The organism is Limnothrix sp. FACHB-881 (assembly GCF_014698135.1).
Lineage (GTDB): Bacteria > Cyanobacteriota > Cyanobacteriia > CACIAM-69d > CACIAM-69d > CACIAM-69d.
In genome coordinates, this window is sequence record NZ_JACJSN010000002.1 from 167,892 (window position 1) to 192,491 (window position 24,600).

24 protein-coding genes and 1 pseudogene are annotated in these 24,600 nt (G+C 53.1%); 7 read left to right on the forward strand and 18 right to left on the reverse strand.

The genetic code is table 11. From position 1 onward, the window contains the following. Nucleotides 1–191: 191 nt before the first annotated feature. The gene (gene amt / locus H6G52_RS03170) at nucleotides 192–4,028 is read right to left on the reverse strand and encodes an ammonium transporter (RefSeq protein ID WP_190526380.1); all 3,837 of its coding nucleotides are present in this window, start codon (nucleotides 4,026–4,028) and stop codon (nucleotides 192–194) included. A gap of 526 nt (nucleotides 4,029–4,554) precedes the next feature. On the opposite strand from amt, the gene H6G52_RS03175 reads away from it, so the two are divergent. Beyond that, complete coding sequence (locus H6G52_RS03175) at nucleotides 4,555–5,181, forward strand: precorrin-8X methylmutase (protein ID WP_190526382.1); 627 nt, start codon at nucleotides 4,555–4,557, stop codon at nucleotides 5,179–5,181. Further along, nucleotides 5,178–5,879, forward strand: coding sequence for a precorrin-2 C(20)-methyltransferase (gene cobI / locus H6G52_RS03180; RefSeq protein WP_190526384.1), 702 nt, complete (start codon nucleotides 5,178–5,180; stop codon nucleotides 5,877–5,879). Before H6G52_RS03175 ends, cobI begins: the two co-directional genes overlap by 4 nt. Nucleotides 5,880–6,007: 128 nt before the next feature. On the opposite strand, the gene lpdA is transcribed toward cobI, so the two are convergent. The 3 genes from lpdA to H6G52_RS03195 all read right to left on the reverse strand — a co-directional run bounded on the left by lpdA (nucleotide 6,008) and on the right by H6G52_RS03195 (nucleotide 8,845). Continuing rightward, nucleotides 6,008–7,462, reverse strand: coding sequence for a dihydrolipoyl dehydrogenase (lpdA, locus tag H6G52_RS03185; protein WP_347278272.1), 1,455 nt, complete (start codon nucleotides 7,460–7,462; stop codon nucleotides 6,008–6,010). A gap of 137 nt (nucleotides 7,463–7,599) precedes the next feature. Then, nucleotides 7,600–8,124, reverse strand: a complete 525-nt coding sequence (locus H6G52_RS03190; RefSeq protein ID WP_190526386.1) for a DUF1993 domain-containing protein — start codon at nucleotides 8,122–8,124, stop codon at nucleotides 7,600–7,602. Nucleotides 8,125–8,356: 232 nt separating this feature from the next. Next, nucleotides 8,357–8,845: a hypothetical protein gene (locus H6G52_RS03195; protein ID WP_190526388.1), complete on the reverse strand. Its 489-nt coding sequence runs from the start codon at nucleotides 8,843–8,845 to the stop codon at nucleotides 8,357–8,359. Nucleotides 8,846–9,234: 389 nt separating this feature from the next. Here H6G52_RS03195 and H6G52_RS03200 point away from each other — a divergent pair, with 389 nt between their 5' ends. Next, a complete protein-coding gene (locus H6G52_RS03200) occupies nucleotides 9,235–9,909 on the forward strand; it encodes a DUF4230 domain-containing protein (protein WP_190526390.1) in 675 nt (224 codons plus the stop codon). A 97-nt stretch (nucleotides 9,910–10,006) separates the two neighbouring features. On the opposite strand, the gene H6G52_RS03205 is transcribed toward H6G52_RS03200, so the two are convergent. The 4 genes from H6G52_RS03205 to H6G52_RS18975 form a co-directional block, all read right to left on the reverse strand. Continuing rightward, complete coding sequence (locus tag H6G52_RS03205) at nucleotides 10,007–10,489, reverse strand: SH3 domain-containing protein (protein WP_190526392.1); 483 nt, start codon at nucleotides 10,487–10,489, stop codon at nucleotides 10,007–10,009. Then, on the reverse strand, nucleotides 10,477–10,902 hold the full coding sequence (locus tag H6G52_RS03210; RefSeq protein ID WP_190526394.1) for an SH3 domain-containing protein: 426 nt from the start codon (nucleotides 10,900–10,902) through the stop codon (nucleotides 10,477–10,479). Before H6G52_RS03210 ends, H6G52_RS03205 begins: the two co-directional genes overlap by 13 nt. 144 nt (nucleotides 10,903–11,046) lie before the next feature. Beyond that, complete coding sequence (gene cobK, locus H6G52_RS03215; protein ID WP_370567660.1) at nucleotides 11,047–11,823, reverse strand: precorrin-6A reductase; 777 nt, start codon at nucleotides 11,821–11,823, stop codon at nucleotides 11,047–11,049. 227 nt (nucleotides 11,824–12,050) lie between these two features. Further along, on the reverse strand, nucleotides 12,051–12,332 hold the full coding sequence (locus H6G52_RS18975) for an IS1 family transposase (protein WP_190526396.1): 282 nt from the start codon (nucleotides 12,330–12,332) through the stop codon (nucleotides 12,051–12,053). 177 nt (nucleotides 12,333–12,509) lie between these two features. Between H6G52_RS18975 and H6G52_RS03225 the strand changes: the two genes are divergently transcribed. Continuing rightward, on the forward strand, nucleotides 12,510–13,040 hold the full coding sequence (locus H6G52_RS03225) for a DUF6155 family protein (RefSeq protein ID WP_190526398.1): 531 nt from the start codon (nucleotides 12,510–12,512) through the stop codon (nucleotides 13,038–13,040). Between the two features lie 42 nt (nucleotides 13,041–13,082). On the opposite strand, the gene H6G52_RS03230 is transcribed toward H6G52_RS03225, so the two are convergent. Together H6G52_RS03230 and H6G52_RS03235 are read right to left on the reverse strand one after the other, a co-directional pair. Then, the gene (locus tag H6G52_RS03230) at nucleotides 13,083–13,982 is read right to left on the reverse strand and encodes an Rpn family recombination-promoting nuclease/putative transposase (protein ID WP_190526400.1); all 900 of its coding nucleotides are present in this window, start codon (nucleotides 13,980–13,982) and stop codon (nucleotides 13,083–13,085) included. Nucleotides 13,983–14,189: 207 nt separating this feature from the next. Further along, nucleotides 14,190–14,783, reverse strand: a complete 594-nt coding sequence (locus H6G52_RS03235; protein ID WP_190526402.1) for a flavodoxin family protein — start codon at nucleotides 14,781–14,783, stop codon at nucleotides 14,190–14,192. Between the two features lie 143 nt (nucleotides 14,784–14,926). Here H6G52_RS03235 and H6G52_RS03240 point away from each other — a divergent pair, with 143 nt between their 5' ends. Together H6G52_RS03240 and H6G52_RS03245 are read left to right on the forward strand one after the other, a co-directional pair. After that, nucleotides 14,927–15,313 (forward strand): helix-turn-helix domain-containing protein, encoded by a 387-nt coding sequence (locus H6G52_RS03240; protein ID WP_190526404.1) that lies wholly within the window; start codon nucleotides 14,927–14,929, stop codon nucleotides 15,311–15,313. Between the two features lie 129 nt (nucleotides 15,314–15,442). Further along, nucleotides 15,443–17,146 (forward strand): DUF262 domain-containing protein, encoded by a 1,704-nt coding sequence (locus tag H6G52_RS03245; RefSeq protein WP_190526406.1) that lies wholly within the window; start codon nucleotides 15,443–15,445, stop codon nucleotides 17,144–17,146. A gap of 32 nt (nucleotides 17,147–17,178) precedes the next feature. On the opposite strand, the gene H6G52_RS03250 is transcribed toward H6G52_RS03245, so the two are convergent. From H6G52_RS03250 to H6G52_RS03270, 5 genes and pseudogenes are all read right to left on the reverse strand, one after another. Continuing rightward, nucleotides 17,179–17,853, reverse strand: coding sequence for a Uma2 family endonuclease (locus tag H6G52_RS03250; RefSeq protein WP_190526407.1), 675 nt, complete (start codon nucleotides 17,851–17,853; stop codon nucleotides 17,179–17,181). 188 nt (nucleotides 17,854–18,041) lie between these two features. Next, a complete protein-coding gene (locus H6G52_RS03255; RefSeq protein WP_190526410.1) occupies nucleotides 18,042–18,446 on the reverse strand; it encodes a hypothetical protein in 405 nt (134 codons plus the stop codon). Nucleotides 18,447–18,484: 38 nt separating this feature from the next. Beyond that, nucleotides 18,485–18,568, reverse strand: a pseudogene (locus H6G52_RS03260). Nucleotides 18,569–18,636: 68 nt separating this feature from the next. Then, nucleotides 18,637–19,260: a hypothetical protein gene (locus tag H6G52_RS03265; protein ID WP_190526412.1), complete on the reverse strand. Its 624-nt coding sequence runs from the start codon at nucleotides 19,258–19,260 to the stop codon at nucleotides 18,637–18,639. A gap of 301 nt (nucleotides 19,261–19,561) precedes the next feature. Next, nucleotides 19,562–20,230: a Uma2 family endonuclease gene (locus tag H6G52_RS03270; RefSeq protein WP_190526414.1), complete on the reverse strand. Its 669-nt coding sequence runs from the start codon at nucleotides 20,228–20,230 to the stop codon at nucleotides 19,562–19,564. Nucleotides 20,231–20,419: 189 nt separating this feature from the next. On the opposite strand from H6G52_RS03270, the gene H6G52_RS03275 reads away from it, so the two are divergent. Further along, complete coding sequence (locus tag H6G52_RS03275; RefSeq protein WP_099533885.1) at nucleotides 20,420–21,004, forward strand: Crp/Fnr family transcriptional regulator; 585 nt, start codon at nucleotides 20,420–20,422, stop codon at nucleotides 21,002–21,004. A 144-nt stretch (nucleotides 21,005–21,148) separates the two neighbouring features. On the opposite strand, the gene H6G52_RS03280 is transcribed toward H6G52_RS03275, so the two are convergent. From H6G52_RS03280 to chrA, 3 genes are all read right to left on the reverse strand, one after another. Beyond that, on the reverse strand, nucleotides 21,149–22,087 hold the full coding sequence (locus H6G52_RS03280) for a glycosyltransferase family 2 protein (protein ID WP_099533887.1): 939 nt from the start codon (nucleotides 22,085–22,087) through the stop codon (nucleotides 21,149–21,151). Between the two features lie 192 nt (nucleotides 22,088–22,279). Further along, nucleotides 22,280–23,233 (reverse strand): glycosyltransferase family 2 protein, encoded by a 954-nt coding sequence (locus H6G52_RS03285; RefSeq protein WP_099533889.1) that lies wholly within the window; start codon nucleotides 23,231–23,233, stop codon nucleotides 22,280–22,282. A 101-nt stretch (nucleotides 23,234–23,334) separates the two neighbouring features. Next, nucleotides 23,335–24,579 (reverse strand): chromate efflux transporter, encoded by a 1,245-nt coding sequence (gene chrA / locus H6G52_RS03290; protein ID WP_190526416.1) that lies wholly within the window; start codon nucleotides 24,577–24,579, stop codon nucleotides 23,335–23,337. Nucleotides 24,580–24,600: the final 21 nt, after the last annotated feature.

The following is a 24,600-nucleotide window of genomic DNA, read 5'->3' on the forward strand; positions in this document are numbered from 1 at the left end:
CGTAACCCTGATTCCACCGTGACAAAATCGTGAGGGGCAAGGGGCTTCAGCCCCTTGTTACGACGATCAGGGCGTGAACAATTAACCGTTTTCGCTTGATTCCAGGAGCTGCCGACAGGCCGCTCAGCTCCCCGGCACGACGATCGGGGCGAGGTAACGATCGAGCGAATGATTCTCGATCGAGCGATTTCCTAATCCGTAGTGGGCAGGGCCGCATGAACCGATCGCTCTAAATAGATTTGAGCCACCCGATCGCCCGGAAATTGCCGCAAACATTCCTCAAAACAAACGGCCGCCGACTTGAACTCTTGACGGTGATAGAGCCAAGTGCCTTCCTCAAAATGGGCCATGGTGGAAAGTTTTTGGTCGCGGATGGGGGACGGATCGCCATCGATCGCCTCAAACACCGCCACGGGCCGAGATTTGCCTGTCACCTGTAACCGATCGATAAACCGCAGGTGATAGCGCGTTGGATCCTCCATCTGGGCGATCGTGTGGTGGGAAATCAGGATGCTGCTTTGGTAGCGCTTGGTCAGGGTTTCCAACCGGGCCGCCAAGTTAACCGCGTCACTGATGGCAGTCCCATCCATCCGATTTTTACCGCCCACTGTTCCCAATCGCATTTGGCCAGTGTTGATGCCAATGCCAATTTCGATCGGCACTTCGCCCGCCTGTTGTCGTTCGCGGTTAAAGACTTCCAAATTTCGCCGCATTTCGATCGCGGAGGCCACCGCGTCATCGGCCGATTCCGGAAACAGCGCCATCACCGCATCGCCAATGAATTTGTCAATGAAGCCGCCATTTTGCTGAATCGCCGGTTCCATGTGGGCCAAATAGCGGTTAATGAACCGGAAGCTCTCGGCCGGTAAAAGGTTTTCTGTGATCGTGGTGAACGATCGAATGTCGGAAAACAAAACCGACATTTGCCGTTCCACTTGGTCGCCCAGTTCCACCTCCAAAATGCTCTGTTTATTCAGCAGACGCAGGAACTCGTGGGGCACAAACCGCCCATAGGCAATATTGATGTGGGACAGTTGCAGATGGGTTTTCAGACGAGCCAGCAATTCCTTCTTGGAAACGGGTTTCGTGAGGTAGTCATTGGCTCCGGAGTCGAGACCTTGCACCAAGTCTTCCACCTGGTTTTTGGCCGTGAGCATCAAAATCGGCAGCTTGTGGGCGGGATAGCGCGATCGCAACTGCTGGGTCAGCTCATAGCCGGTCATTTTCGGCATCATCACATCCACCAACACCACATCGGGCTGAAACCCTTGCTCCAACACGGCCAGGGCAGCGGGGCCGTTGTCGGCGGTCACGATTTCATACTCCTCCTGGGACAGGAAATTTTCCAGCACCTGAAGATTCACCGGCTCATCATCCACCATCAGGATTTTGAACCGTTGATTGGGTTGGGTGCGGGCGGCGCTGGCCTTGGCCAAGAGCTGTTCCGTGTCCCGCTGGCTAAGGGCTTCTAGGAGACGATCGCCCTCCACGGTGGCCGGAGCCAGGGTAATCGGTTCCGGTGCGATCGGGTCTTCGGGAGCCGGTTTGGGATTGGTGGGGGCAGACTTGCGCAACATCATGGGCGATCGCCGGAAGCTGGGCATTTCGTAGGTGAGGGCTGGCGCTTCCAGAGCCACCGGCAAGGTCAGCGTGAAGATGGATCCCACTTCGGGACGGGACTCCACCCAAATTTTGCCCCCATGCAATTCCACCAGTTGTCGCACAATGGCCAACCCCAACCCCGTGCCGCCATATTCCCGGGCCGTGGAGCGATCGGCCTGTTCAAAGGATTCAAAAATGCACTCGATCGCCTCTGTGGGAATACCAATGCCCGTGTCGCTGACGGAGATGGCCAGCCACTTTTGGGCAGCCATTTCCGGGGATGACTCGGAAGGATGCCCCCGCTCCAACTGCTCAGATTCTGCCGGATCCAATCCGGGGCGATCGAACAGAGCACCCTGCCCGATCGCGCTTGAGGGCATCACCACCCCCGTTAATTGATCCAATTGTTGACCCAATTGCTGATCCCCCAGTTGAGGATCTAGGGAGTTGGCAGGATCGACAGAAGGCGGCTGATGCAACTGATGCAACAGTTCCGCGTCCGGTTGCCAACGGCGAGCATGAACAATCACCTCACCGCTTTGGGTGAACTTGAGCGCATTGCCAACCAGGTTGTGCAAAATCTGTTGCAGCCGGTTGAAGTCCGCCAACACGGGCGGCAGGGTCAAATCAATGGCATTCACCAGCGCCAAGCCCTTACGCTCCGCTTGGTCGTAGTGCAGTTGCAACACCTGTTCCACCACCACGGCCAAGGTGCAGGGGCGCAGGGCCAGATCGATCGTCTGGTGTTGCAGTTTGGAAAAGTCCAGCAGATCGTTCACCAAATTGGCCAACCGATGGCCACTGGCGGCGATCGTGTCCAGGTTTGACCGTTCCCGATCGCTCAATCCTCCCCGATCGTCATCCAGCATCGCCTCCGCCAAGCCAATGATGCCGTTGAGGGGCGTGCGCAGTTCATGGGACGTGTTTGCCAGCAAATCATCCTTCAGGCGGTTCAGGCGCTGGAGTTCCTGGTTGGCGGTTTCCAACTCCGCCGTCCGCTGCTGCACCTGGGCTTCCAGGCTCGCATTCAGGGACTCCAGCGCCTGGGACTTTTCCTGCAAGGCATCCATCACCTGGTTGTAACGCTCGGCAATGTAGCCCACCTCCGTGAACGGATCCACCGGTACTCGCAAGTGCAAATCTCCCTGGCGAGCATGGTGATCCATCACCTCAAATAGGTCATAGACCTCCGTTTTCACCTGGTGCTCCGCCACGTTCAGGCCCATTTGTTCTTCCGCAAGGGAAACCCGCAGGGGATGCAGGCGATCGACCCAGCGCAGCAACCCGTAGGACAACCCAAAAGACCAGAGGGCGCAAACTCCAATGCCCAACAGTTGCACGGCAATTTGTTGGGGGCGCTCCAAACCGCTCGGCATTTGGCTCAAATCCCCAAATAACCCCACACAGAGCGTGCCCCAGACTCCGGCCCCCGCATGGATGGGCACAGCTCCCACCGCGTCATCGATTTGGCGGCGATCGAGCCACCATTCCACCACCAACGCCACGGCGGCCCCGGTGAACCCCACCACTAGGGCGATCGGGGTCGTAATCACATTGCAGCAGGCCGTCACGGCCACCATGCCCGCGAGGGAACTGTTGATCAGGCATTCCACATCCGGCCGGTGGCGATAGTACCAACCCAGGGCCCCGCCGCCCAGCATTCCCGCCACACCCCCAATCACCGTATGCACCAGCACCGCCGGGACATGTTCATTGAGGGCCAGGGTGCTGCCGCCATTGAACCCCAACCAGCCCAGCCACAGCATCATGGCCCCAAGCATGGAAAAGGGCAGATTCGACCCGCTGATTTTGTGCTGCCGGGTGGCTTCGTCATAGCGCCCCCAGCGCGGCCCCACCACCAACAGCGTCGCCAGGGCAATCCAGCCCCCCACGCTATGCACCACTGTGGAACCCGCAAAGTCATAGAACCCGAGCGATCGCAACCAGCCCACCCCCTGGCCGGCAGGACTTGCGCCCACAATTTCCATTCCCTTCCAAGCCCAATGGCCAAACAGGGGATAGATCAATCCTGAACAAAGGAAACAAACGATTAGATAAGACGAAAACCGCATTCGTTCCGCCACCGCACCGGAAATAATGGTGGTGGAAGTGCCACAAAACATTAATTGAAAAATTAAAAAAGCCGCCAGTTGAGGCTGCGATTCCACCGATAGGGCAAAGTAGTCATGGCCCATCCAACCCCACCAAGAGGGGCCAAACATCACCCCGAATCCAAACAACCAGTAGAGCAGTGCCGAAATGCCAAAATCTGATAGGTTTTTGGCCGCCACATTAATGCTGTTTTTCGATCGGGTCATGCCCGATTCCAAACACATAAAACCAGGCTGCATCAGAAACACGAGTCCCGAGCACCCCAGCAACCAAGCCACATCGCGCATATTCAGCCAATTGAGATGAGCAGCCACAGGATCCCTACTCCAACATGGGGAGCATTTACCGTTCGTTGCATCTTTTCTTCAATAATTTTTAGCAACTGCTTCAGTCTAATCAGAAGTCTCCAGTGGGGGGCAGATTGGACTTGCCCGATCGAACCCCACAATCAACCCAAAGGCATGGATTAATCTCAGTCCGCATTGGGTTTTATTGCTTTTGCTGATCTTCTCACTGCCAAGGGAATTACGGAATCAATGTCCTATTTTAGGTATTAATTAATACATGTAAAAAGGATTGCCGTGAACCGCTTCAATCATCCGAATCCATCCTCTTTTGGACTGGTCTTGAATCGGTGGCCGTAGGCCATTGCCCATGGAGTTGCCCAAGGACTGCTGACCCAGAATTCAGCAGTTGCCGGATCCGCGATCGAATTCGCCTGATATTCTGAACAAGCTGACCGGCTGAGTCTTGGGCCCATTCAACCCCATCCATCGGCTCAGGAAACCATCCCCTTGGGTCAGTCTTAACCTGTTTTTGCGCTGTTGAGATCGCCCTGCTTTGCAATACCTGCGCGATGGTCAAGCCATTTATGAACAGTCCTTCGCCACGATTCGGGCGGAGGTGGATTTGGCACAATTGCCCACGGATTTGCAGCCGGTGGCGGTGCGGCTGATCCATGCTTGCGGGATGACGGATTTGGTGACGGATTTACAGGCCACGGCCAGTGCAGCGACGATCGGCCGATCGGCCCTGGCAGCCGGTGCGCCGATCCTTTGCGACGCGCAAATGGTGGTGCAGGGCATCATCCGCGATCGATTGCCGGCCACGAATCCGGTGATCTGCACCCTGGGCGATCCAGCAGTGCGGCCGCTGGCCGAGCAAATTGGCAACACCCGATCGGCGGCGGCGGTGGAACTGTGGCGGCCCCACTTGGCAGGGGCCGTGGTAGCGATCGGGAATGCGCCCACGGCTTTGTTTCACCTGCTGGAATTGTTGGATGCGGGTTGGCCAAAACCGGCGCTGATTTTGGGCTTCCCGGTGGGATTTGTGGGAGCGGCGGAGTCGAAGGCGGAATTGGCGGCCAATTCGCGCGGTGTGCCGTTCATCACGCTGCATGGGCGGCGGGGCGGCAGCGCGATCGCGGCGGCGGCGGTGAATGCCCTGGCAAAGGAGCTGGAAGCGTGACGGGCAAGCTCTACGGCCTGGGCGTGGGGCCGGGCGACCCGGAATTGCTGACCCTGAAGGCGCACCGAGTTCTAACGACCGTGCCGGTGGTGGCCTATCCGGCGGCGGCCGATGGTGGCTCGGTGGCGCGGGCGATCGTGGCGGCATTCTTGCAACCGACGCAAATCGAAGTCCCGATCATCCTGCCCTTCAGCCCCCAGGAGTCGGCGGCGGCGGGCTACGATCGCGGCGCGGCGGAGATTGCGGCTCACCTGGCAGCGGGGCGCGATGTGGCGGTGCTCTGCGAGGGGGAACCGATGCTCTACGGTTCGTTCATGTATCTGCTAAATCGACTGGGCGATCGCTTCCCTACAGAGCTAGTACCGGGCATTTCCTCCACCCTGGCGGCGGCGGACGTGGCCCAAGTGCCCCTAACCTATCGCCAAGACGTGCTGACGATTTTGCCGGCCACGCTCGATCGCCCGACCCTGCGCGATCGCCTAGCCCAAACCGATACGGCGGTGATTATCAAACTGGGGCGGCATTTTGGGAAGGTGCGATCGGTGCTCGATGAGTTAGGGCTAACGGGGCGATCGATCTACATCGAACGGGCAACCCTACCGCAGCAACAAATCCGGGCGATCGACCAGGTAGACCCGGCCGCCGTGCCCTACTGGTCACTGATCCTAATTCCCAGCCGCAGCCAACCGGGAGCTTAGGGGCTGGCCTCAACTCTCCCAATTCTTTGTCCTGCTGTTGGGCGATCGAAAGGGAGCAAGGGGCTTCAGCCCCTTGTCTGCGGTGATTTTCACTCCCTTCAGGATCTCAAGCGGACGGGAAATGACTCCTAGACCTCAGCCAGTTCCCGCTCGGCGCGCTTGTAGGCTTCGTCGATCACTTCCGAGAGGGTCGGGTGCGCGTGCACCACAAAGGCCAGGTTCTTCACGGAATCGCGCTGGGCGATCGCCGTGGCCACCTCTTGGATCAAGTCCGAAGCGTGGATGCCAAAGATATGCGCGCCCAGCACTTCGCCCGTATCCTTGCGGAAAATCACCTTGGCCAGGCCGTCGCCTTCGCCCTCGGCGATCGCCTTGGAGTTGCCCTTGAAGTAGGTGCGAGTCGTACCGACACTGAAGCCTTCTGCCTCGCCTAGTTCCTTGGCTTGGGGTTCCGTCAAACCCACGAAGCTAATTTCGGGATGGGTGAAGGCGGCAGCGGGAATGCTGCGGTAATCGACTTCCCGATCGCGCCCGCAGATGTTTTCGACCACCACCACGCCCTGGGCCGAAGCCGCGTGGGCCAGCATCATTTGCCCCGTCGCGTCCCCGATCGCCCAGAGGTGCGGTACGGGTTCGCCATCTTTCAGCACCTGCATCTTGCCGTTGACGGGAATGAAGCCGGGGCGGTTGGTTTCCACACCCACGTTCTCCAGACCAATATTGGCCGTGGCGGGGCGGCGACCCGTAGCCACCAAGCAAGCATCCACTTCCAACACGTCCACCACTTCCTTGGTTTTCGCGTCGGTCAGTTCGATCGTCACCGGCGCGCCGGGGGTGATCTTGGTGGCAAACACGCCGGTATAGGTTTCGATGTCGCGCTGATCGATCAGCGTCCGCTTGGCTACCTTGGCAATATCCGGATCAAAGCCCGGCATCAGTTGATCGAGCGCTTCGATCATCGTTACTTCTGCACCCAAGGCCGTGTACACATCGGAAAATTCCAAGCCGATGTAGCCGCTGCCGATGATCGCCACCCACTGGGGCACGGATTCCAGCCGCACCGCTTCATCGCTGGTGAAGACCGTTTTGCCATCCAGCTCAATGCCCGGCGGCACAAAGGGCACCGACCCTGTAGAAATCAAAATATTGCGGGCGCTGATCGTTTTAGTGATCGTGCGGTTGCCGTCGGCGGTGTTCACTTCCACCTTTTGGGGAGCCAACAGCTTGCCCCAACCCTGGATGATGTCTACGCCAATCCGCTTCAAGCTGTTGGTCAGGTCACCTTGGATTTTGCCCACCAGGTTGGTGGCGTGGTCGGCGATCGCCTGGCGATCGAACTGCACGCCGCCCACTTGAATCCCCATGGCTTTGAGGTGTGCGGCATTGCGAAGATCGCGCACCCGGCCGGAAGCGGCCAGCAAGGCCTTGGAAGGAATGCAACCCCGGTTAACGCAGGTGCCGCCCATTTCGGCCGCTTCCACGATCGCCGTTTTCAGGCCACAGGCGACGGCGTGCAGTGCTGCACCATGGCCGCCGACTCCGGCTCCGAGGATCAACAAGTCGTAGTCGAATTCTTGAGTCACGCCCGCCTCCTGGGTTTGGATTGCTCTCAAAGTCCCCATTGTCCGGCGAAAGGGGCGATCGGGCAATTGCCACCCGGCCACCAAGCCGCCCCGGCTCGCTCAGTCTCGCCGTTAGCATCCAATAGATTGGTCGATCGCTAGCAACTGGGATCCCGTTTCACAAAGGGCACGAGGTGCATCATAAAATCTCGCTTCCCAATTGCAGCACCAGCCATCCGCAAAATGCCATAGGTTGTAGTTAGGTGAAAGTAGAAATTTGGCATCAAAAAATCATCCACATAGGCTAATCCTGGCAACTCTAGCGATAGGCCTTCTCCTAGGTCAATGCGATGAATTTCTGAGAGTTTGGCATCTCCGGCGTTAATCTGACTCAGCAACTCTCGGGTGGAGGTGATGTAATCTCGAGCAGTTTCCAAGGTGGTCACTTCGGGGTTCAAGTTGCTAGCGGGTTGGTCAGCGCACCAAAGGGCAAAGTTACGCGGCTGGTTACAGGTAAAGGCGATTTGTGTGCCAAAGGGCAGCATGTCGGGCGCAAGCCGAAGCTGAAAGAGGGCAGCCCGATCGGTGACAAAGTGAGAATCGGCAATATCCAGCAAATGGCTTAAGGTTTCTAGGCGAGATTCAAAAATCGTCCGAAATCGCTTAATTCTGATGTTTTCCATGATGTTTGAAGCAATAGAGCAAAAGACCCCAAACCTAAGCAGGCACAGATAAGGCGCTCTTTCAAAACAATATTAACTATAAATTTCAGTTTCCATCGTGGCAGTAATAGTCTGTAGGATCCAAGTTGCCCATCCACAATCCATAACCCAAGCGATGCGATCGCATTCAGGGAAAAGGTAATGATTGCTTTTGAAATGAATAGCGCCTCTCCTAGAGCGCAATGAGCATTACTTACTCTACTAGCGACTCTCGATCGTCTCGGATCGTTTTTAATCTCAGGTGATTTTCTACTGTTTTCAGCATTGTCATCACCATTTTTGCTTTTTTGATTGAATATCGTAATCCTTGAATGACCTCTTGCAGATAGTCTTCGCTCTGAATCATCTTACTTTGACTATGAGATGCAATCGAAATTCCTTCCATATATTGGTAACCCAAGTGGATATAAATTCCTGGCTTAAAAGTTACTGATTTTAGATCTTGCTTGTCCTGTGTAAGGGTATACTCTTGCTTGAGTTCCAAGTATTTTTTCCACGCCAATTCTAAAGCTTGAATATGAGATTCCACTTCGGAAGAATCAATACGAATAGTATGAACTTTATATCTTAAATCAGGGCCAGCAAAAGTATAATTGATATACCAGCCATCAGGATTTATAATTAATTGCCCTGTACAAGGCAGAGTCTCAGAATACTCAAACTTTCCCATGTTTTGCAGCATGTGAAGTAGACCTAATTAATTTCGCAGTAGATGTTTATACAAGTAGGTTGGGTTGAGGCACGAAACCCAACACCAGTAGCTTTGATAGTGATCACGTTGGGTTTCGCAAGGCTCAACCCAACCTACTAGCTACTAAAATTATTAGTAAGTCGTCATGAAGTGGTTGTTGGATGGATAGTACCAACCCTACAGGCTACTCAGAGGATGATCAAAGCATAAGGTTTATGCCTATGTAAATGACACAGCTAAACCAGGGAATTGAAGTTGCAGCTATGCAACGTCTGGTTTATGATCTCGCAAGAGGGGTAGTTGACGAAAGGTCGAGTACCTCAATTTATCAGAAGCCTTAGCCGCAACCACCACCAACAGTCACACTGGAGTAGATGAAAATGATTAGCAATCCTATTAAGGATGCAAGTCTGACTACTAAGTTATTAGCAGGAGTGACCCTAGTCCTGAGTATTGTTTTGCTATGGCTTTTTTATCAACTTAGCCATGTCAACGCCTCAAAATCATCAGTTGACCCTGGTTCGCTAATCGTTCGCCAAGTCAAAGATGTCAGCGAGTTGACTACAGCCATGTTTGAGATGGATGCTGTAGTTCCTGTCAGTGACAAAGGCATTATTGCTGAGAGTAAATTACTCTACATTGCCCATGGCAACGTCCGAGTAGGTATTGACTTGAGTCAATTTCAAGCTAATAACGTCCAGGTTAATGGTGATCAAATTGCAGTGACTTTACCACCTCTAAAAATCCTTGGCAGCAACCTTGATTTAGAGCATTCTAGCGTTTACTCCTACAGTAGAGGCTTCCTAGGCAGTGGGCCAGATGTTGTGAATTTACAGACCCAAGCTCAACGTGAAGCGCTCAGGAGAGTTGAGGAGGCCGCTTGTCGAGATTGGCTGATGAAAACGGCTGGTGAGCGTGTTCAGAAGATTGTTGAGCGTTTGCTCAGTCAAGTTTTGAAGGATCGAGGTTATAGAGAGATCATCGTGAAGGCTCAGCTACCGACTGAGGATTCATGTCCAATCCGCAAGCCTGACAATTTGAGTGAAGCAGGTTGACTAAAATTACTGACATAAATCAGTAATTCAAAAATTTGATTGCTACTGAAGGGATTATTCCTAGATAGATTAGGAATAATCCCTTAATTTGTAGTATTTAACGACTACAAATGCCGCGTGGGACACGACGAGCAATGTCCTGACTATCGGATTGAATCATTTCCCAGATTACGTGGTTAAAGCCCTGGTCGCAATTGACATAGTTACTATTAACCCAGCCCTCAATTCCACGCAGCCGATCGCCAGCAGGACGAATGACACGTACACAAGCCCAGTTGCCTTGTTGCTTGTAGATTTCAATGATGTCTCCATTATCTAGCCCCGCCCTAGATTGACCGCCAGGACTATTACGCACAGCTAGCTGACCACTACGCAAGCGATCGACACGACAAGTTTCGAGTTGTGCAATGAGGGTCTGACGAGACGGCGGGGGAGTATTCAGGCTAGTTGTTGCCAAAGCGCTCGGGCCAAACAACATCATCGGAATTGCGAGAATAAAATGCTTGAAATTTATGAGTTTTATCATTCTGGAGATATCTAGCGTTAGTAGTGGTTCAGGTGGATTGATTAGCGGCTGCACGTGCCGGGGCGAGTGCGCGCGTTGACTCGATTGCGAAGCTCAATTAATGACGGACACGCTCGGTAGCAATCTCGTTGATCGCACTCTAAATAGCTGCTGTTGACCCATCCTTCAATACCCGAGACTCGGGAATTTGGGCCTTCTAAAACACGCACGCAAGACCAATTTCCTTGCTGGCGATAAACCTCAACAATATTCAAGTTATCCAGCCCAGCCCGCGACTGACCACCAGGGCTATTACGCACAGCAAGCTGTCCTTGCTGAAGGTTCACGACATAACAAACATTAACCAAGGGAACTGTGGGATCAGCCTGGGATAGCTGCATTTCATCCGATCGAGGGGTTTCCGCTTGGGCGATCGGGGCCAGTGCCAACGGAAGCAGCAATGAACCGAAAATCCAGAAAAGCTTCATGGGGTTCGTTGAGGGCAGATTTTCGGATTTTATCACTTATTCGATTTTTGAAAATAAGCACTTATTTAAGATTCCCTTAAAAAGATGCTGAAGAGAAAGTGCAGATGCTGACCACAGTGGATAGGCGGACTGGTTACCAACCGCCTACAGCGAACCGATCGCCCAATGGGCAAACGCCACCACCTCATCAATTTGATCGGTTTGCGCAGGATAGGCAATCGAAGGGCGATCGATCACCAGCAACTGCACGCCTAATTCTTTTGCCAAAGCTTGTTTGAGATCCAGCCCCCCTGCTGCCCCGGCTGCTTTGGTAATAACCACTTCGATCGCCCGATTTTGCCAGTCGGCTCGCTCTTGGGCCGGATCCACCGGCAAGCGCTGGCCAATCACCTCTGAGCGATCGAACCCGAGGGCGATCGCCTGGGCCACGGACTCCGGCAACACCCGCACCCACAAAGCCGCCACCCGATCGCGCCAGGGCAAAATCTGCGGCAAGGCCTTCACCCCCAAAGTGAACAACACCAGCCGATCACGCAGGAATCGATTGCACAATGCGGCGGCTAGATTGGGCAATTTCAGGGCCGGCGGCTCCAGGGGAATGGCGGGCCGCTCAAATCGCAGATAGGGAATTGATCGAAGGGCGGCGGCGGCGATCGCCTGCTGGGAAATTTCCGTGGCGAAGGGGTGGGATGCGTCGATGATGCCCCGGATGGCGCGATCGGCTAGCCAGGGCATGAGGTCAGCGGGAGCAAACGCGCCCGATCGCACCACACCGTTTAAGCCGTCATAGAGCCGAGCGGCCGCCGGGTTCACCACCGTGGCAATCCAGGGCAAACCAGCGCGATCGAGGGCTTGGGCAAGAGTACGGCTATCGCTGGTTCCGCCAATTAACCACAACATCAAGGGGCCAAAGCCTGCCACTCAGGGAAAAGAGAAATTCAGTAGTGCCTGTGAAGTAATGATGAGTCATCAAGCGATCGACAAGGGGCATTGCGGTGATCAATCAATTGCTAGCTTGCTGCTTCGTGACGGGAAAAAGACAGGGTTCGCCAAACCAAACGACAGATCCGTTAACACAATGCATTACTCAAATGCATTACTCAAACGCATTACTCAAACGCATTATTCAATTGTTGCCAGGTAATTGATCAATCTGGTTTCTTGGCCCGCAAAGTGCGACCACCTTCAACCGCCACATAAGATTCGATCCAAGATTCAGAAACTTGCGCGACCCGAGCAATGGCTGCTTGGGAAAGGCGCTCTAGGAGCAGACGATCAATGAGCGCAATCTGCTCGGGCGTGACTCGTTTCTGAGTGGGGTGCTCAATGAACTGTCGGCCACAGGCTTTGCATTTAAAGCGTTGCTTGCCGTTGTGGATGCGGCCATTTTTGACCGTGTGGCTGGATTGGCATTGAGGGCAAGCAGGCATGAACTGAAGTTATAGATTACTGCTGCCAGGTTAGCATCATTACTCCACAGGCACTACTAAATAACCCCCATCATCCTGAGCTGAAACCGCAGTTGCTTGACGATACCCATCCAAGGACAGTTATCCTATACTCGCGGTTGAAGACATAACTAGCTGCCTTGTCTAGGCTCATATTGTATGCAAGCACAAACTATTCAAACTTATCTCAAAGCTTGCTCAAAAGAAGAACTCGTGCAAATTTTGCTTGATTTGGCAAAGCGCAATCCTCCTGTTGAGCGTTTCCTAATTGCCAAGTTTGACCCCACTGCACCAATATCTGAATTTGATGACTATAAGGCAGAAGTCCGAGCTGAGTTTTTTCCCAAACGTGGATTTGGAAACGGCAGTCCATCAATTGTCTTTCGTATGTTGCAACGTGTCGAAGCCGAGGCCATCAGCCCGAAGCAGGTGATTGATTTTATCTATTACTGTGTCGAAACTGGGGTGGAGTTTACCGCTGCCTACGGAGATATCAATGAAGAGTACTATATATCCTTTGAGAATCTCTTCGAGCGAGCTGCAGAACTTGCAGCGAGCGAAAACTTGATTAATGAGTATGAGGCGCGTGCCCTGCGCATTGTTAAAAGCACAGATAGGATGGGGTGGGGATTCTATGACAACTTGGAGGACATCTTCAAAAGGTACTTTCCTGCGACAGATGAAATCTAATACAACACTATTGCGACCATAAAGCTCTGGTAGACATGAGTTTTAGGAGTTTAGCGAGTTATCAATCCTGAGTTGGGCGATCGCCTCCAGATCAAGACCCGTAGTGCGACTAATCGCCTCATCGTCCAACACACCCAGCAATTGTTGGGCGATCGCCCGTTGCGCCGCTAGTTTTCCTTGCTCAATGCCCTGCTCGATACCCTGCTCGATGCCCTGACTGAGAGCTTTTCTAATTGAATTGCGCTGATCCTGAATGAAAATTTCCTGATGTTCTAGCTCATCAAGCTCTTGAGCATTCAGGTTGGCTTGGTTCGCGATCGCAAAAGCTTTTTGAATCTCCGGAACCGCTTCCATACTGGGTGGCACAGACTCCAGCTTTCGGGCAGCTTTCAAAAAATACAACCACTTATCCATCAAGGTTTCTAGATCCGGAAGTTCCTTTTGGAATTTGGGTAATTCAATGAACACCAGCTCAATATCATAGATTGATGAATAATCAGTCAGATAGGTTCTCTCTTTGAGAACGAAGCGCGAAATGAGTTGATCCAGCTCAGGAAACATCTCAAAATCAACGATCGTGAGTGCAATCACCGGTTGCAGATCCGTATAACCATCCCCGATCGCCAACTGGTTACTGTAGGTTTTGGCAGCATTGTAAAGGATACGTTTTTGGAAACCTTCGACATTTAAGACCTGCATTTCAATGATCACCGTCTCGGTTTGGCCGTGACTGTCGATGATCGTGGCTTTAATATCGAGATAGGTATCTTTGAAACCACGGATTCGTGGCCCAAGATGAGGATTAAGAATCTCCAGCTCGCGAATGGTGGAATTTCCCTCATACAAAACCGCATTCAAAAAGCTAATTAAAATATCCTGACTCTGCTCAGAGCCAAAGATTTTTTTGAAAGCATAATCAGTTTTAGGATTGATAAAGCGCATAGTTCTTCTCGATAGCAGTAGGAATGCTGCGCGATCGCCAGTCAAGCTATTGCCATCATAGCGATTGTTGATGCGATCCTTGGGTTAGCAAAACATCAAACCCGTTGAGCGCGATCGCCCCCAATTCACCAGAAATGAACAGGGCGATCGCTTTGTCCCAGTCGATCGCCCCGATTCATTTCCTTTCGATGAATTAGATCGCTTGACCTAGCTGCCGTGATGGCGCTGGGCGATCGTGGCAATCCGCTGACCATATTTCTCAGCCGTCAAGCGATCGCCCGGGTGAACGATCGCTTCACCGCCATTGGGATTCAGATCGCTTTGACCCATCACCCCCAAATACGACCCGAGGCGATTCACCCCCTCATCACTGCCCACGTATTGGCTGGGCATTTCAGCCGCTCCCACCCAGATCATCCCGTGCTGGGCTGCATTAATCGCCATGTATAGCAGCGTGCCCTGCTTGTCGCCGCTGGGCGAGCCGGAGTGGGTGAACCCGCCAGCGATTTTGTCCTTCCACTGTTGGGCAAACCAAGCTGAGCTGGCCGCATCCACAAACGCCTTGAACTGGGCCGCCACACCGCCCATATAAGTGGGCGATCCAAACACGATCGCATCCGATCGAAGCAGCGTATCCAGCGTGGCAGGATCGTTCCAACGCCCCTCGGTAATCTGCGCGCCGGTAATCCGCAGCAACTCGGCCGTCACACCGTCCACTTGGCTGGCTCCCCGCGCCACCGATTCCGCCATCAGATGGGTGTGCCCAGATCCCGAAAAGTAGACCACTGAGATCGTCGTCATAAAAACCTCAATACGGACTGGAAACGAGCGGCCTCGGCCCGTAGCGCCGATCCTAGAAGTCAATGCCAACTAAAGTAAAGTAGGAACCTAAAAGTAACTAGCTTCCTTTTTACGCCCAAAATTGAGTCTGGAACTGCTTGCCCATGCCTCGCCCCTCCAAAGAAGTGAAGTGCTGCCCCGTCAGCCTGTTGATGGATATTTTGTCTGGCCCCTGGACGCTATACCTGCTGTGGGTGATGACGACGAAGGGGCCGATCCGTTTTGGAGCTTTGAAGCGGCAAGTGAAGGGCATTTCCACCAAAGTGCTCACGGAGCGGCTGCGGCGGCTGGAGCGTGAGGGGCTAATTTATCGCCACTACGAAGCGACCGTGCCGCCCCAAGTCAGCTATGGCCTGACCGATCGGGGGCTGGAACTAGTGCAGGTCTTGGATCAGCTCGGCGACTTGGCCCTGCGCTGGTATGGCAACGGAGCGATCGCCCCGTGTAACCCCGACTCCGAGACCGGTGAAATTGTCGTTAACTATCCCTAGGAATCGATCGTTCAACTGTCCCGGCTAGCGATCGCACGGGCTGGGTACAACAGGCGATGATTTTGCCAAGTTTGTAAAGCCCTATAATTTCAGCAACAGGCATGAGTTATTCATTTCCAACCTTGATCCATGGCTCGGATTAATCTGCTAGATACTCGAACAGCAACTTTCGGGGATTTAATGGGCAATGGGAAGATTTACCGAGTTCCAATTTTTCAGCGCGATTATTCTTGGACTGAAGAAAACTGGGAAGATCTTTGGCAAGACATTCTAGGGCTATATGACGATCCCACCGCCAGCCACTACATGGGGGCGATCGTTCTGCAAACCTCCAGTACCTCTGACCAGGAATTCACCATTATTGATGGTCAACAAAGAATTGCAACGATCAGTATCATTGCGATCGCTGTAATTGAGAAGATCCAAGCCCTAGCCAAACAAAACCAGCAAGCAGTAGCTAATCAAGAGCGGCAAGAAATCCTGAGGCAAACTTATCTGGGTAATCGAGATCCTATTTCCCTGCACTATTCGAGTAAACTTTTTTTGAATGAAAATAATAATGATTTTTACCAGAGTAATTTAATTAATTTAAGGGAGCCTTGGAATCTTCGATCGGTCTCTCAGTCCAATCAATTGCTTTGGAAAGCTTTTCAGTATTTTTCAAGCCAACTAACAAAGCTAAAGGGTATTATTTCTAGTGGCGAAAATCTAGCAGAATTTCTGACTAAAATTATTGTTCAAAGACTTTTGTTTATTCAAATCAACGTCCAAGATGAATTAAATGCCTACACCGTATTTGAGACCTTAAATGCTAGAGGTATAGAACTGAGTTCTACAGATTTACTCAAAAATTATTTATTCTCCCTTTTTCGAGGCCCAGATGACTTGAATGAAGGGCAGCGGCGCTGGCGAGTGATTGCCAATACAGTGCAGATGGAAAATATTCCTGAGTTTCTGCGCTACTATCTCAGTCTCCAGCGACCCTGGATCAAGCGTGAACGCCTCTTTAAAACAGTTCGAGAATCAGTTCAAGATTCGCAGCAGGCCTTTGACTTACTAGATCAGCTTGAACGCTATAGCAGCCTATTTGTTGCTCTTGGCAATGCCCAGGATGATTTTTGGCGCGAAACGCCTGTTAATCGGATCTATATCCGAGAGTTAGAGTTATTTCGTGTGAAACAGGCTTATCCGATTTTATTTGCTGCTCACGGTAAATTTTCTGATATAGACTTCACACGACTTCTGAAGCTGATTAGCGTTCTGTCTTTTCGATATACGGTTGTTTGTGGTCTGAATCCCAGTGAACTAGAGAAGGTTTATAACCAGGTTGCGATCGCAATTCAAAATTCAGAAATTACAACTCCTAAGCAAGTCTTTGAAAAACTGCGATCGGTCTATGTTTCCGATGAGAAATTTGCACAGGACTTTGAGCTGCTGACGGTTGCTACGAGAGGGCAACAGAAAAAACTGGCTCGCTATATTCTGTGGAAGCTCGAAAATGATGCAGCCAATCAAGAGATTGTCGAAGAGAGTTTTTCGATCGAACATATTTTGCCCGAATCCCCGGAGCAGGATTGGCTAGAGGATTTTACCGATGCTCAAATCACTGACATGGTGTACCGATTGGGCAATTTGACTCCCCTGGAGCCGCATCTGAATCGCCAAATTGGGAACCAGTCTTACACCACTAAGCGGAATGTTTATCCAACGAGCGCCTATCGCCTAACTCAAGAGATTTTGGCTGAAGAATGGACTCCGAATGCACTGGCGAATCGCCAAAAACAACTAGCCAAGCGAGCGGTACACATCTGGCGATCGGACTTTGCGACCTAGCAGCAATTGCCGATTGATTCCGTCACTCAATCCTAGGAATTGATCGCTTGGAATTGTTCCATGAGCCAGCGGATGGTGTCTGCGTCATCGTTGCGATCGGTTCGTTCCAAGGCCTCCGCGACGATCGCCATCGACAGCCCCGGCAACACCTGGGATTCCTCGATCGCCCGACTGCCCCGATCGGCGATCGCGAAAGCGATCACCTGTCGCTCATTGGCGTTGATCACCCAATATTCCCGCACGCCCAATTGTTCGTAGAGCAAGCGCTTGGGGCCGAGATCGTCGTTGAAGCTACTGGCTCCCACTTCCACCACCAAGTCCGGCGGCCCAAAGCGATCAAGGTCGATCGGCTCGTTGCCTTTGGGTGGCCACTCAGGGCGATCGCCCACATAAACCGATAAATCGGGCTGGCATTCTTGAGCGCCGGTTTTTCGCAAGCTCACGTTCAAGTAGCGCACCACTCGCATCTGCCGCACCAGGGCATAGAACGCCACAATGTCGGTGGGCGGCAGGTTTTGGCGAGCGTGGTCATGGCCTAAAGGAGTCATCTCAAAGCGCATCCGGCCGTTGTAATAGTAGCTGCGGCGATCGGGTGGGGCGGTGGGGTCATTGGCAATTGCGAGGAATTCATCCCAGGTGGCGGGCAACCACTGGTCTAACGGCGGATCGGCAAGGACGGTAGGCGGGCTTGTGGCGGCGAGGGTCATGGCGAATTCCCCAGCGATCGGGCGGTTTGGTTCCAGTCTAGCGAGGCGGATGGTGGTGCTGAGGGGGCTTGGGAAAAGACAAAATCTTGAGTGGCGGTAATTCTGCCAAGAATAAGAGCTGGGTCTCTCTTGATTCGACAGAGACCCAGAACAAGAAAACAACTCAAGAAGAAACTGAGTGTGTGGCTCTACGGGGCTTCCGATGTGGAATTCCCCAAAAGTGCGTCAGCCATTTGTGCAACATGCTTGGCGGTGTCATAGCAGACAGCAGCACATTGAGCATTACCGTGACTATTTTGCTTCAGAATGCGCACACCGCCGAGAATTTCAGCCAAAGTCCATGCTACGAGTTCAGCAAAAGACGCATGATCGCGAACATTTGCATTTTGATCAAGTCCCTTTAACTTTCGCAAGGTCTTAACGGAAGCACCCTGCAAGCCACGGGATATGGCATTGCTACAGATCCCATAGCCACGGCCGCGTACACCATGCCTAGCAAGTACGGACGTGAACCACTTCCGAATTATCTTGCACAGAGAGCGGATACATAGCCATTCGGCAGAATATCCATTACCATTGTTTAGCTGTGGCATAGAAGTTTCCTACTCTTCTAAAGGCTCAGTCACTGTTTAGGAAGTAGTGGGATTTGAACCCACAAGTCCTTAATGGATACTGGATGGCAGTCCAGTGCGTGTACCAATTCCGCAATACTTCCGCGAAGACCGAGCCAAGCGTCAACTGCAAGGTGCTCGGTCTCTCTCTGTAAACCTTTATCGAGTGCGATCAAGATAGGGTTTTATCAATCATCTCCCTTAGATTTCCTCCGGAACTCACTTTTTTCTGTAAAGCGTCCATTTGCCGCTTCTGCTCGTCGGCCTTCTGATTTGTCTTGGAGAGATCAGTCTGCAATTTCTCAACTTGCTGAAGGAGTTGAGCAATTTCCTCAGACTTTTTTTGATCTCTAATCTTTAAGTCTCGTACCTCCAGAACTAAGCGCTGCACAGCATAGACAATATCTGGGATGGACTGGTCTACTTCTGGCACAGCAGTCCTATCTCTAATCGCCTGAGCAATCATTGCCTCAGTCACATAGGGCATAAGGTAGTACCGATAAGCTCCATAGTCACCTTGACGTTGGACTCGGCGAATGAGCGGAAACTTCACTCGCTTCCTTTCAGGTTCTACTAGCTGCAGCAAGTAAACGGACGCAGTGGAGTTATTGATCCCAAGGCTGTCTTGCAGGTCTTTGATCAACAGCCCATCCTGTCTACTCTCAGGGGGGACGTAATTGATAGCATCCAAAAGGGTATCAGGCAAGTTTTGAAGAGCTTGTTTCACGTCTTCTTCAGTTGGAACTAGTCTGGGAAATCCTGACTCTCCCTCAGAACCTTCTCTGGGAAAATCCATTGACACTGGAGCGACTTTTGCAGGACGTTCCCATTATCGACAGTTTGTCTAGCCGATGTCAAGAGGAATGCCTTTCCCTTTGTGCCCAAATCATCTTGATCTCTGATGTCTTGAGGTTCAAGTCTCTGCCCTCTTGAGGTGCTTCAGAGAAAAATTTCTTGTTTTTCGAGTAAGATCGAGCTTTGAGTATTGTCCCTTAAGAGCCTTTATCCTGCAAAAACAGTAAAAAATTGCCTTATGGAAAAACCCATAAGGCTTAAGCGCATGTGGTTGATTACGGTCAAGGGAGAGCCTTCACCAATTATCTTGCCTGGAATTGTTCCATTAGCCAGCGGATTGTATCTGCGTCATCGTTGCGATCGGTGCGCTCCAAGGCCTCCGCGACGATCGCCATCGACAGCCCCGGCAACACCTGGGATTCCTCGATCGCCCGGCTGCCCCGATCGGCGATCGCGAAAGCGATCACCTGTCGCTCATTGGCGTTGATCACCCAATATTCCCGCACGCCCAATTGTTCGTAGAGCAAGCGCTTGGGGCCAAGATCGTCGTTAAAGCTGCTGGCTCCCACTTCCACCACCAAGTCCGGCGGCCCGAACCGATCAAGGTCGATCGGCTCGTTGCCCTTGGGTGGCCACTCGGGGCGGTCGCCCACATACAGGGATAGATCCGGCTGAGACTCTTGAACGCCTGTCTTGCGCAGACTCACGTTGAGATAGCTGACCAACCGCAGATTGCGAAAGGTGGCATAGAGACCAGCCACCCACAGCGGGCTGGTGTTTTGGCGAGCATGGTCATGGCCTAAAGGGGTCATCTCAAAGCGCATCCGGCCGTTGTAATAGTAGCTGCGGCGATCGGGTGGGGCGGCGGGGTCATGGGCGATCGCAAGGAATTCGTCCCAGGTGGCGGGCAACCATTGATCCAGCGGCGGATCTGTAATGGTGGCAGGTGGTGGCGTTGTGGCAAGGGTCATGGGAGAGTCCCCCAGCGATCGGGCGGTGACTGTTTCCAGTGTAGCGAGGCGTTTGATCGCAACCGGCCAACAGGGCTAATCAACAGTTGATGGCCATTGGTTGATGACCATTGATGGCTATTCGGCCCCAATCGGCTAAACTACGGTTAGTCGATCGGAAAACCGGCTTATTAAGCCGTCAGATTAGCCATGACCGCTGTTGCTTCCCTCCATCATCCTCTTCTGTCCAAAGGAACCCGCCTGTTTTTGCGGCGATCGCCCTTGCCCCTCGCGCCTGATCGCCTGTGGCAAATCGAATCCGGCGTGGTGCGCACCTTGGCTTGGTTAGATGACGAATCCTTGGTCACTTTGGGGCTGTGGGGGCCCGGCGACTGGGTGGGCGCGCCCCTCTCCAACGTGGCTCACCACCACGCCGAGTGTCTGACGGATGTGAAGGTGCGGTCTGTGCCGATCGGTCAATGGGCCCCCAACCCTTCAGACCTGTTACGCCGCAGCCAACGCACCGAGGAACTGCTAGCCATCCGCAGCTATCGGCGCGTTGAAATGATGCTTCTGAAATTGTTGGACTGGCTGGGGCAACATTTCGGCCGCAACACCCAAAATGGTCGCGAGATTGACTTGCGGCTGACCCATCAGGATTTTGCCGATCTCCTGGGAGCCACCCGAGTCACCATCACCCGCGCCTTTGGGCAGTTAGAGCGCCAAGGATTAGTCACCCGATCGCTCCATCGAATTGTGTTGTGCCCCGATCGAACATGGCACTACGAAATCTAGTTCTCCCTCGATCGCGCAATAGCACCTAGATGCAACCGGCAAATCATGATTGGTGGGAGACCTAAGAATTGATTGATGACCAATTCCTAGCCATGATTCCTAGCCACGATTCATCGCAGGTTCTGGGGAAGTGAATTGGGGAAATTAAGCTGAATCTCGAAATCCCAGCCGATTACTGACTAAGTAATAGGGCCGCTGTTTTACTTCGTCATAGATTCGACCAATATATTCTCCTAGGATCCCCAGGAAAACCAATTGGATTCCCCCCATGAAAAAGGTTGTGGTCAAACCATAGGCCCAATCCAGAAAGCTATGGCCCAAAACAAATTTGAAATAGAGACCGATCAGCCCCAAGGCAAAGGCAATCAGCGCACAAAGCAGACCCACATAAACCGTAATTCGTAAGGGAATGACGGAAAATGAAAAGATGCCATCAAAGGCCAATTTAAACAATTTGCTGATAGTAACCCGGGGTTCGCCACTGAAGCGGGGCCCCCGTTCCACCACCACTCCCGTTTGCCGAAACCCAGCATAGGCCCGCAAACCGCTGAGGTAGCGATTACGCTCGGGCATGGATCGCAGAGCCGCCGCCACTTTGCGATCCATGAGCGAGAAAATTCCAGCATCAAGGGGCAAGGTTAACCCAGACAGATAATTTAAGAGACGATAAAACAATCGAAAGGCAAGGCGTTTAAGGATGAATTCTTTGCGTTTACGACGGATGGCATAAACCACATCATAGCCCGCTTGCCACTGTTCCACGAAGGATAAAATGGCGCTGGGCGAATCTTGTAAATCACCATCCATCAAAATCACCGCATCCCCTTGGGCGTGATCAATGCCAGCAGCAAGGGCGCATTGATGACCAAAGTTGCGAGAGAGCTGCAAGAGGCGAACTTCAGAATCACGATCGATCAAATCCTGCACAATTTTGGCAGAGTGATCAACACTACCGTCATCTACAAAGATAATTTCAGCGGGATCTGCTAGTTGATCAAGGGTGGCGCGGAGTTGTTGCCATAATTCCAAGATTGTTGCTGCTTCATTAAAAATTGGAATCACAATCGAGTAGCGAGGTTTCACGGTGTTTACCCTGTCGAACCGCTAGAGAGTATCTGAGAATTATCTTGGGAAATGTGTGCTGATTGATAACTTTGAAATTGATAATCTTGAAAAGGATGATTTTTAAAAGTAAAAGTGCCCTCTGATGAAAAAAGCTGAGTCATCAAGGCGATCGGGCGGTGGTGCGGTTCCTAGGGTTGATTGAACTGGGATTTAGCTGGATTTTGCGGGGCGATCGAACCCGATGACTTCTGACAGGGTATAGAGAGGGCGGCCTTTGACTTCTTCATAAATTCGCCCCACATATTCCCCCAAAATGCCAATGCTGACGAGCTGGACGGCTCCGAGGAAGAAGATGGCGATCGCGATCGCGGCAAAGCCTGTGACGGGGGATTGGGGTTGGGAAATGCGCCAGTAGAAAACCATGGCGGCCATGACCAGGGCGATCGCAGCGGAAAGCAACCCCAGGTAAACCGACAGCCGCAGGGGCGCTTTGGAGAAGGACACTAACCCATCGATCGCCAGCCGCGCCGATTTGCGGAAGGTATATTTCACTTCTCCGGCAAAGCGTGGATCGCGGTGAAACTGCACGGCGGTTTGTCGAAAGCCCACCCACGATCGCAGGCCGCGGATATAGCGATTGCGTTCGGGCATGGTGTTGAGCAAGTCCACCACGGCGCGATCGAGCAGGCAAAAATCCCCCGTATCGGTGGGAATTTCAATATCCGCCAGTTGCTTGAGCAAGCGATAGAACCCATAGGCGGTGAACCGTTTGAACCAGGTTTCTTTCTGGCGGGAAACCCGCTGGGCATAGACCACTTGATAGCCCGATCGCCATTGTTCGAGCATTTCAAAAATCAGTTCTGGCGGGTCTTGCAAGTCCGCATCCAGAATCACCACCACTTGGCCTCGGCAGAAGTTCAAGCCGGCCGTGACAGCGATTTGGTGACCAAAATTGCGGGCTAAGGAGAGATAGCAAACTCGAGAATCTTGGGCTTGCAGCTCGCGGATCATGGCCAGGGATCGATCGCGGCTGCCGTCATTAATTAACACCAGCTCAAAGGGCCCATCCAATTGCTCACCCACGGCCACCACGCGCCGATATAACTCTGCGATCGTTTCCTCTTCGTTGAAAATGGGCACAATCAGCGAGTAGCGCGGGTTCATAGAACAAGAGCCTAAAGGTCGCAGCAGCAGGGATCGGCTCTCAGGATACGCTGTCTTCGGCCTGGCGTTCAGGTTTCTTGGGCCTGGATCAAGGGGCAGACTTAGCTGATCGCGCCGGGAACCAATCCCAACAACACCCCTGCAATTGCCCCGCAGGCCAAGACCTGCCAAGCCGCCAACCGCCACCGCAACAGGCCCACCATTCCCAAAATCAAGATTGCCCCGGTGACCGCCGACAGCCAAGCCACCCCCCGATCGATTTGGAGAGCGGCCTGCACCAAAGGCAGAGTAACCGCCAAAATGGCCCCGAGCACGGCGGGTGTGATCCCTTGCAAGAAGGCGCGTACCCAAGGATTATGGCGCGATCGCCGCAACAGGGGCGCGGCCAACCCCACAAAGCCAAAGGAAGGCAGAAAAACCGCGACGGTGGCGGCGAGGGCCCCGAGAACACCGGCCACTTTGTAGCCCACAAAGGCAACGGTGAGCAGGACGGGGCCGGGGGTGACCTGCCCGATCGCCACGCCGTGCAAGAACTCGGGACGGGTCAGCCAGCCCAACCGCTGCACCACTTCCAATTCCAGCAAGGGCACGATCGTTAGCCCACCACCAAAGACCAGGGTTCCTGCCCGCAAGAACGTGCTGATCAGTTCGGGGCCGTAGGTGTGGATGCGTTCCCAACCCCAAAAGCTGGCAACGGTCAGGGATTCCGGCGGCAAGGCGGCAACAAAGGTGGGCAGCAAAATGCCCCAAGGGCCGATCGCCCCTAAGGCGGAGCGGCGCGGCCCAAACAACACCAACCCGGCTAGTCCCGCCAAGACAAAGGCCCACAAGATTCCCCCAGTGCTGAACCGCAGCAGCCCAAAAGTGCCCAGGGCGATCGCCCAGCGGATCCAAGGGCGATCGCCGCCCAGCAAAACCTTGCGCCCCAATTTCCAACAAAAGGTCAAGACAATGGCCATCACGGCCGGGGAAATGCCCAAAAACAGGGCGGAAACGGCCGGTAATGCCCCATAGCGAAAGTAAGCCCAAGCAAAGGCCACCACCATCACCCAAGCGGGGGCAATGAAGCAGAGGCCTGCCAACAGGGCCCCGAGCCAACCGGCACGGCAATAGCCGATGTAGATGCCGAGTTGGGTGGAGGCGGGGCCGGGCAACATTTCGCAAACGGCAATGCCTTCGGTGAATTCTTCCGCCGTTAGCCAACCCCGCTGCACCACCACGGCTTCATTCATCAACGCCATGTGGGCTTGGGGGCCGCCAAACCCGGTCACACCCAAGGTAAGAAAGAGGCGGGCCAGTTCCCGCAGTCGATCGGGCAAGGAAGGGGTGGGCGATGCGGCAGTCATGGGCCAAGCAAACTCCATCAA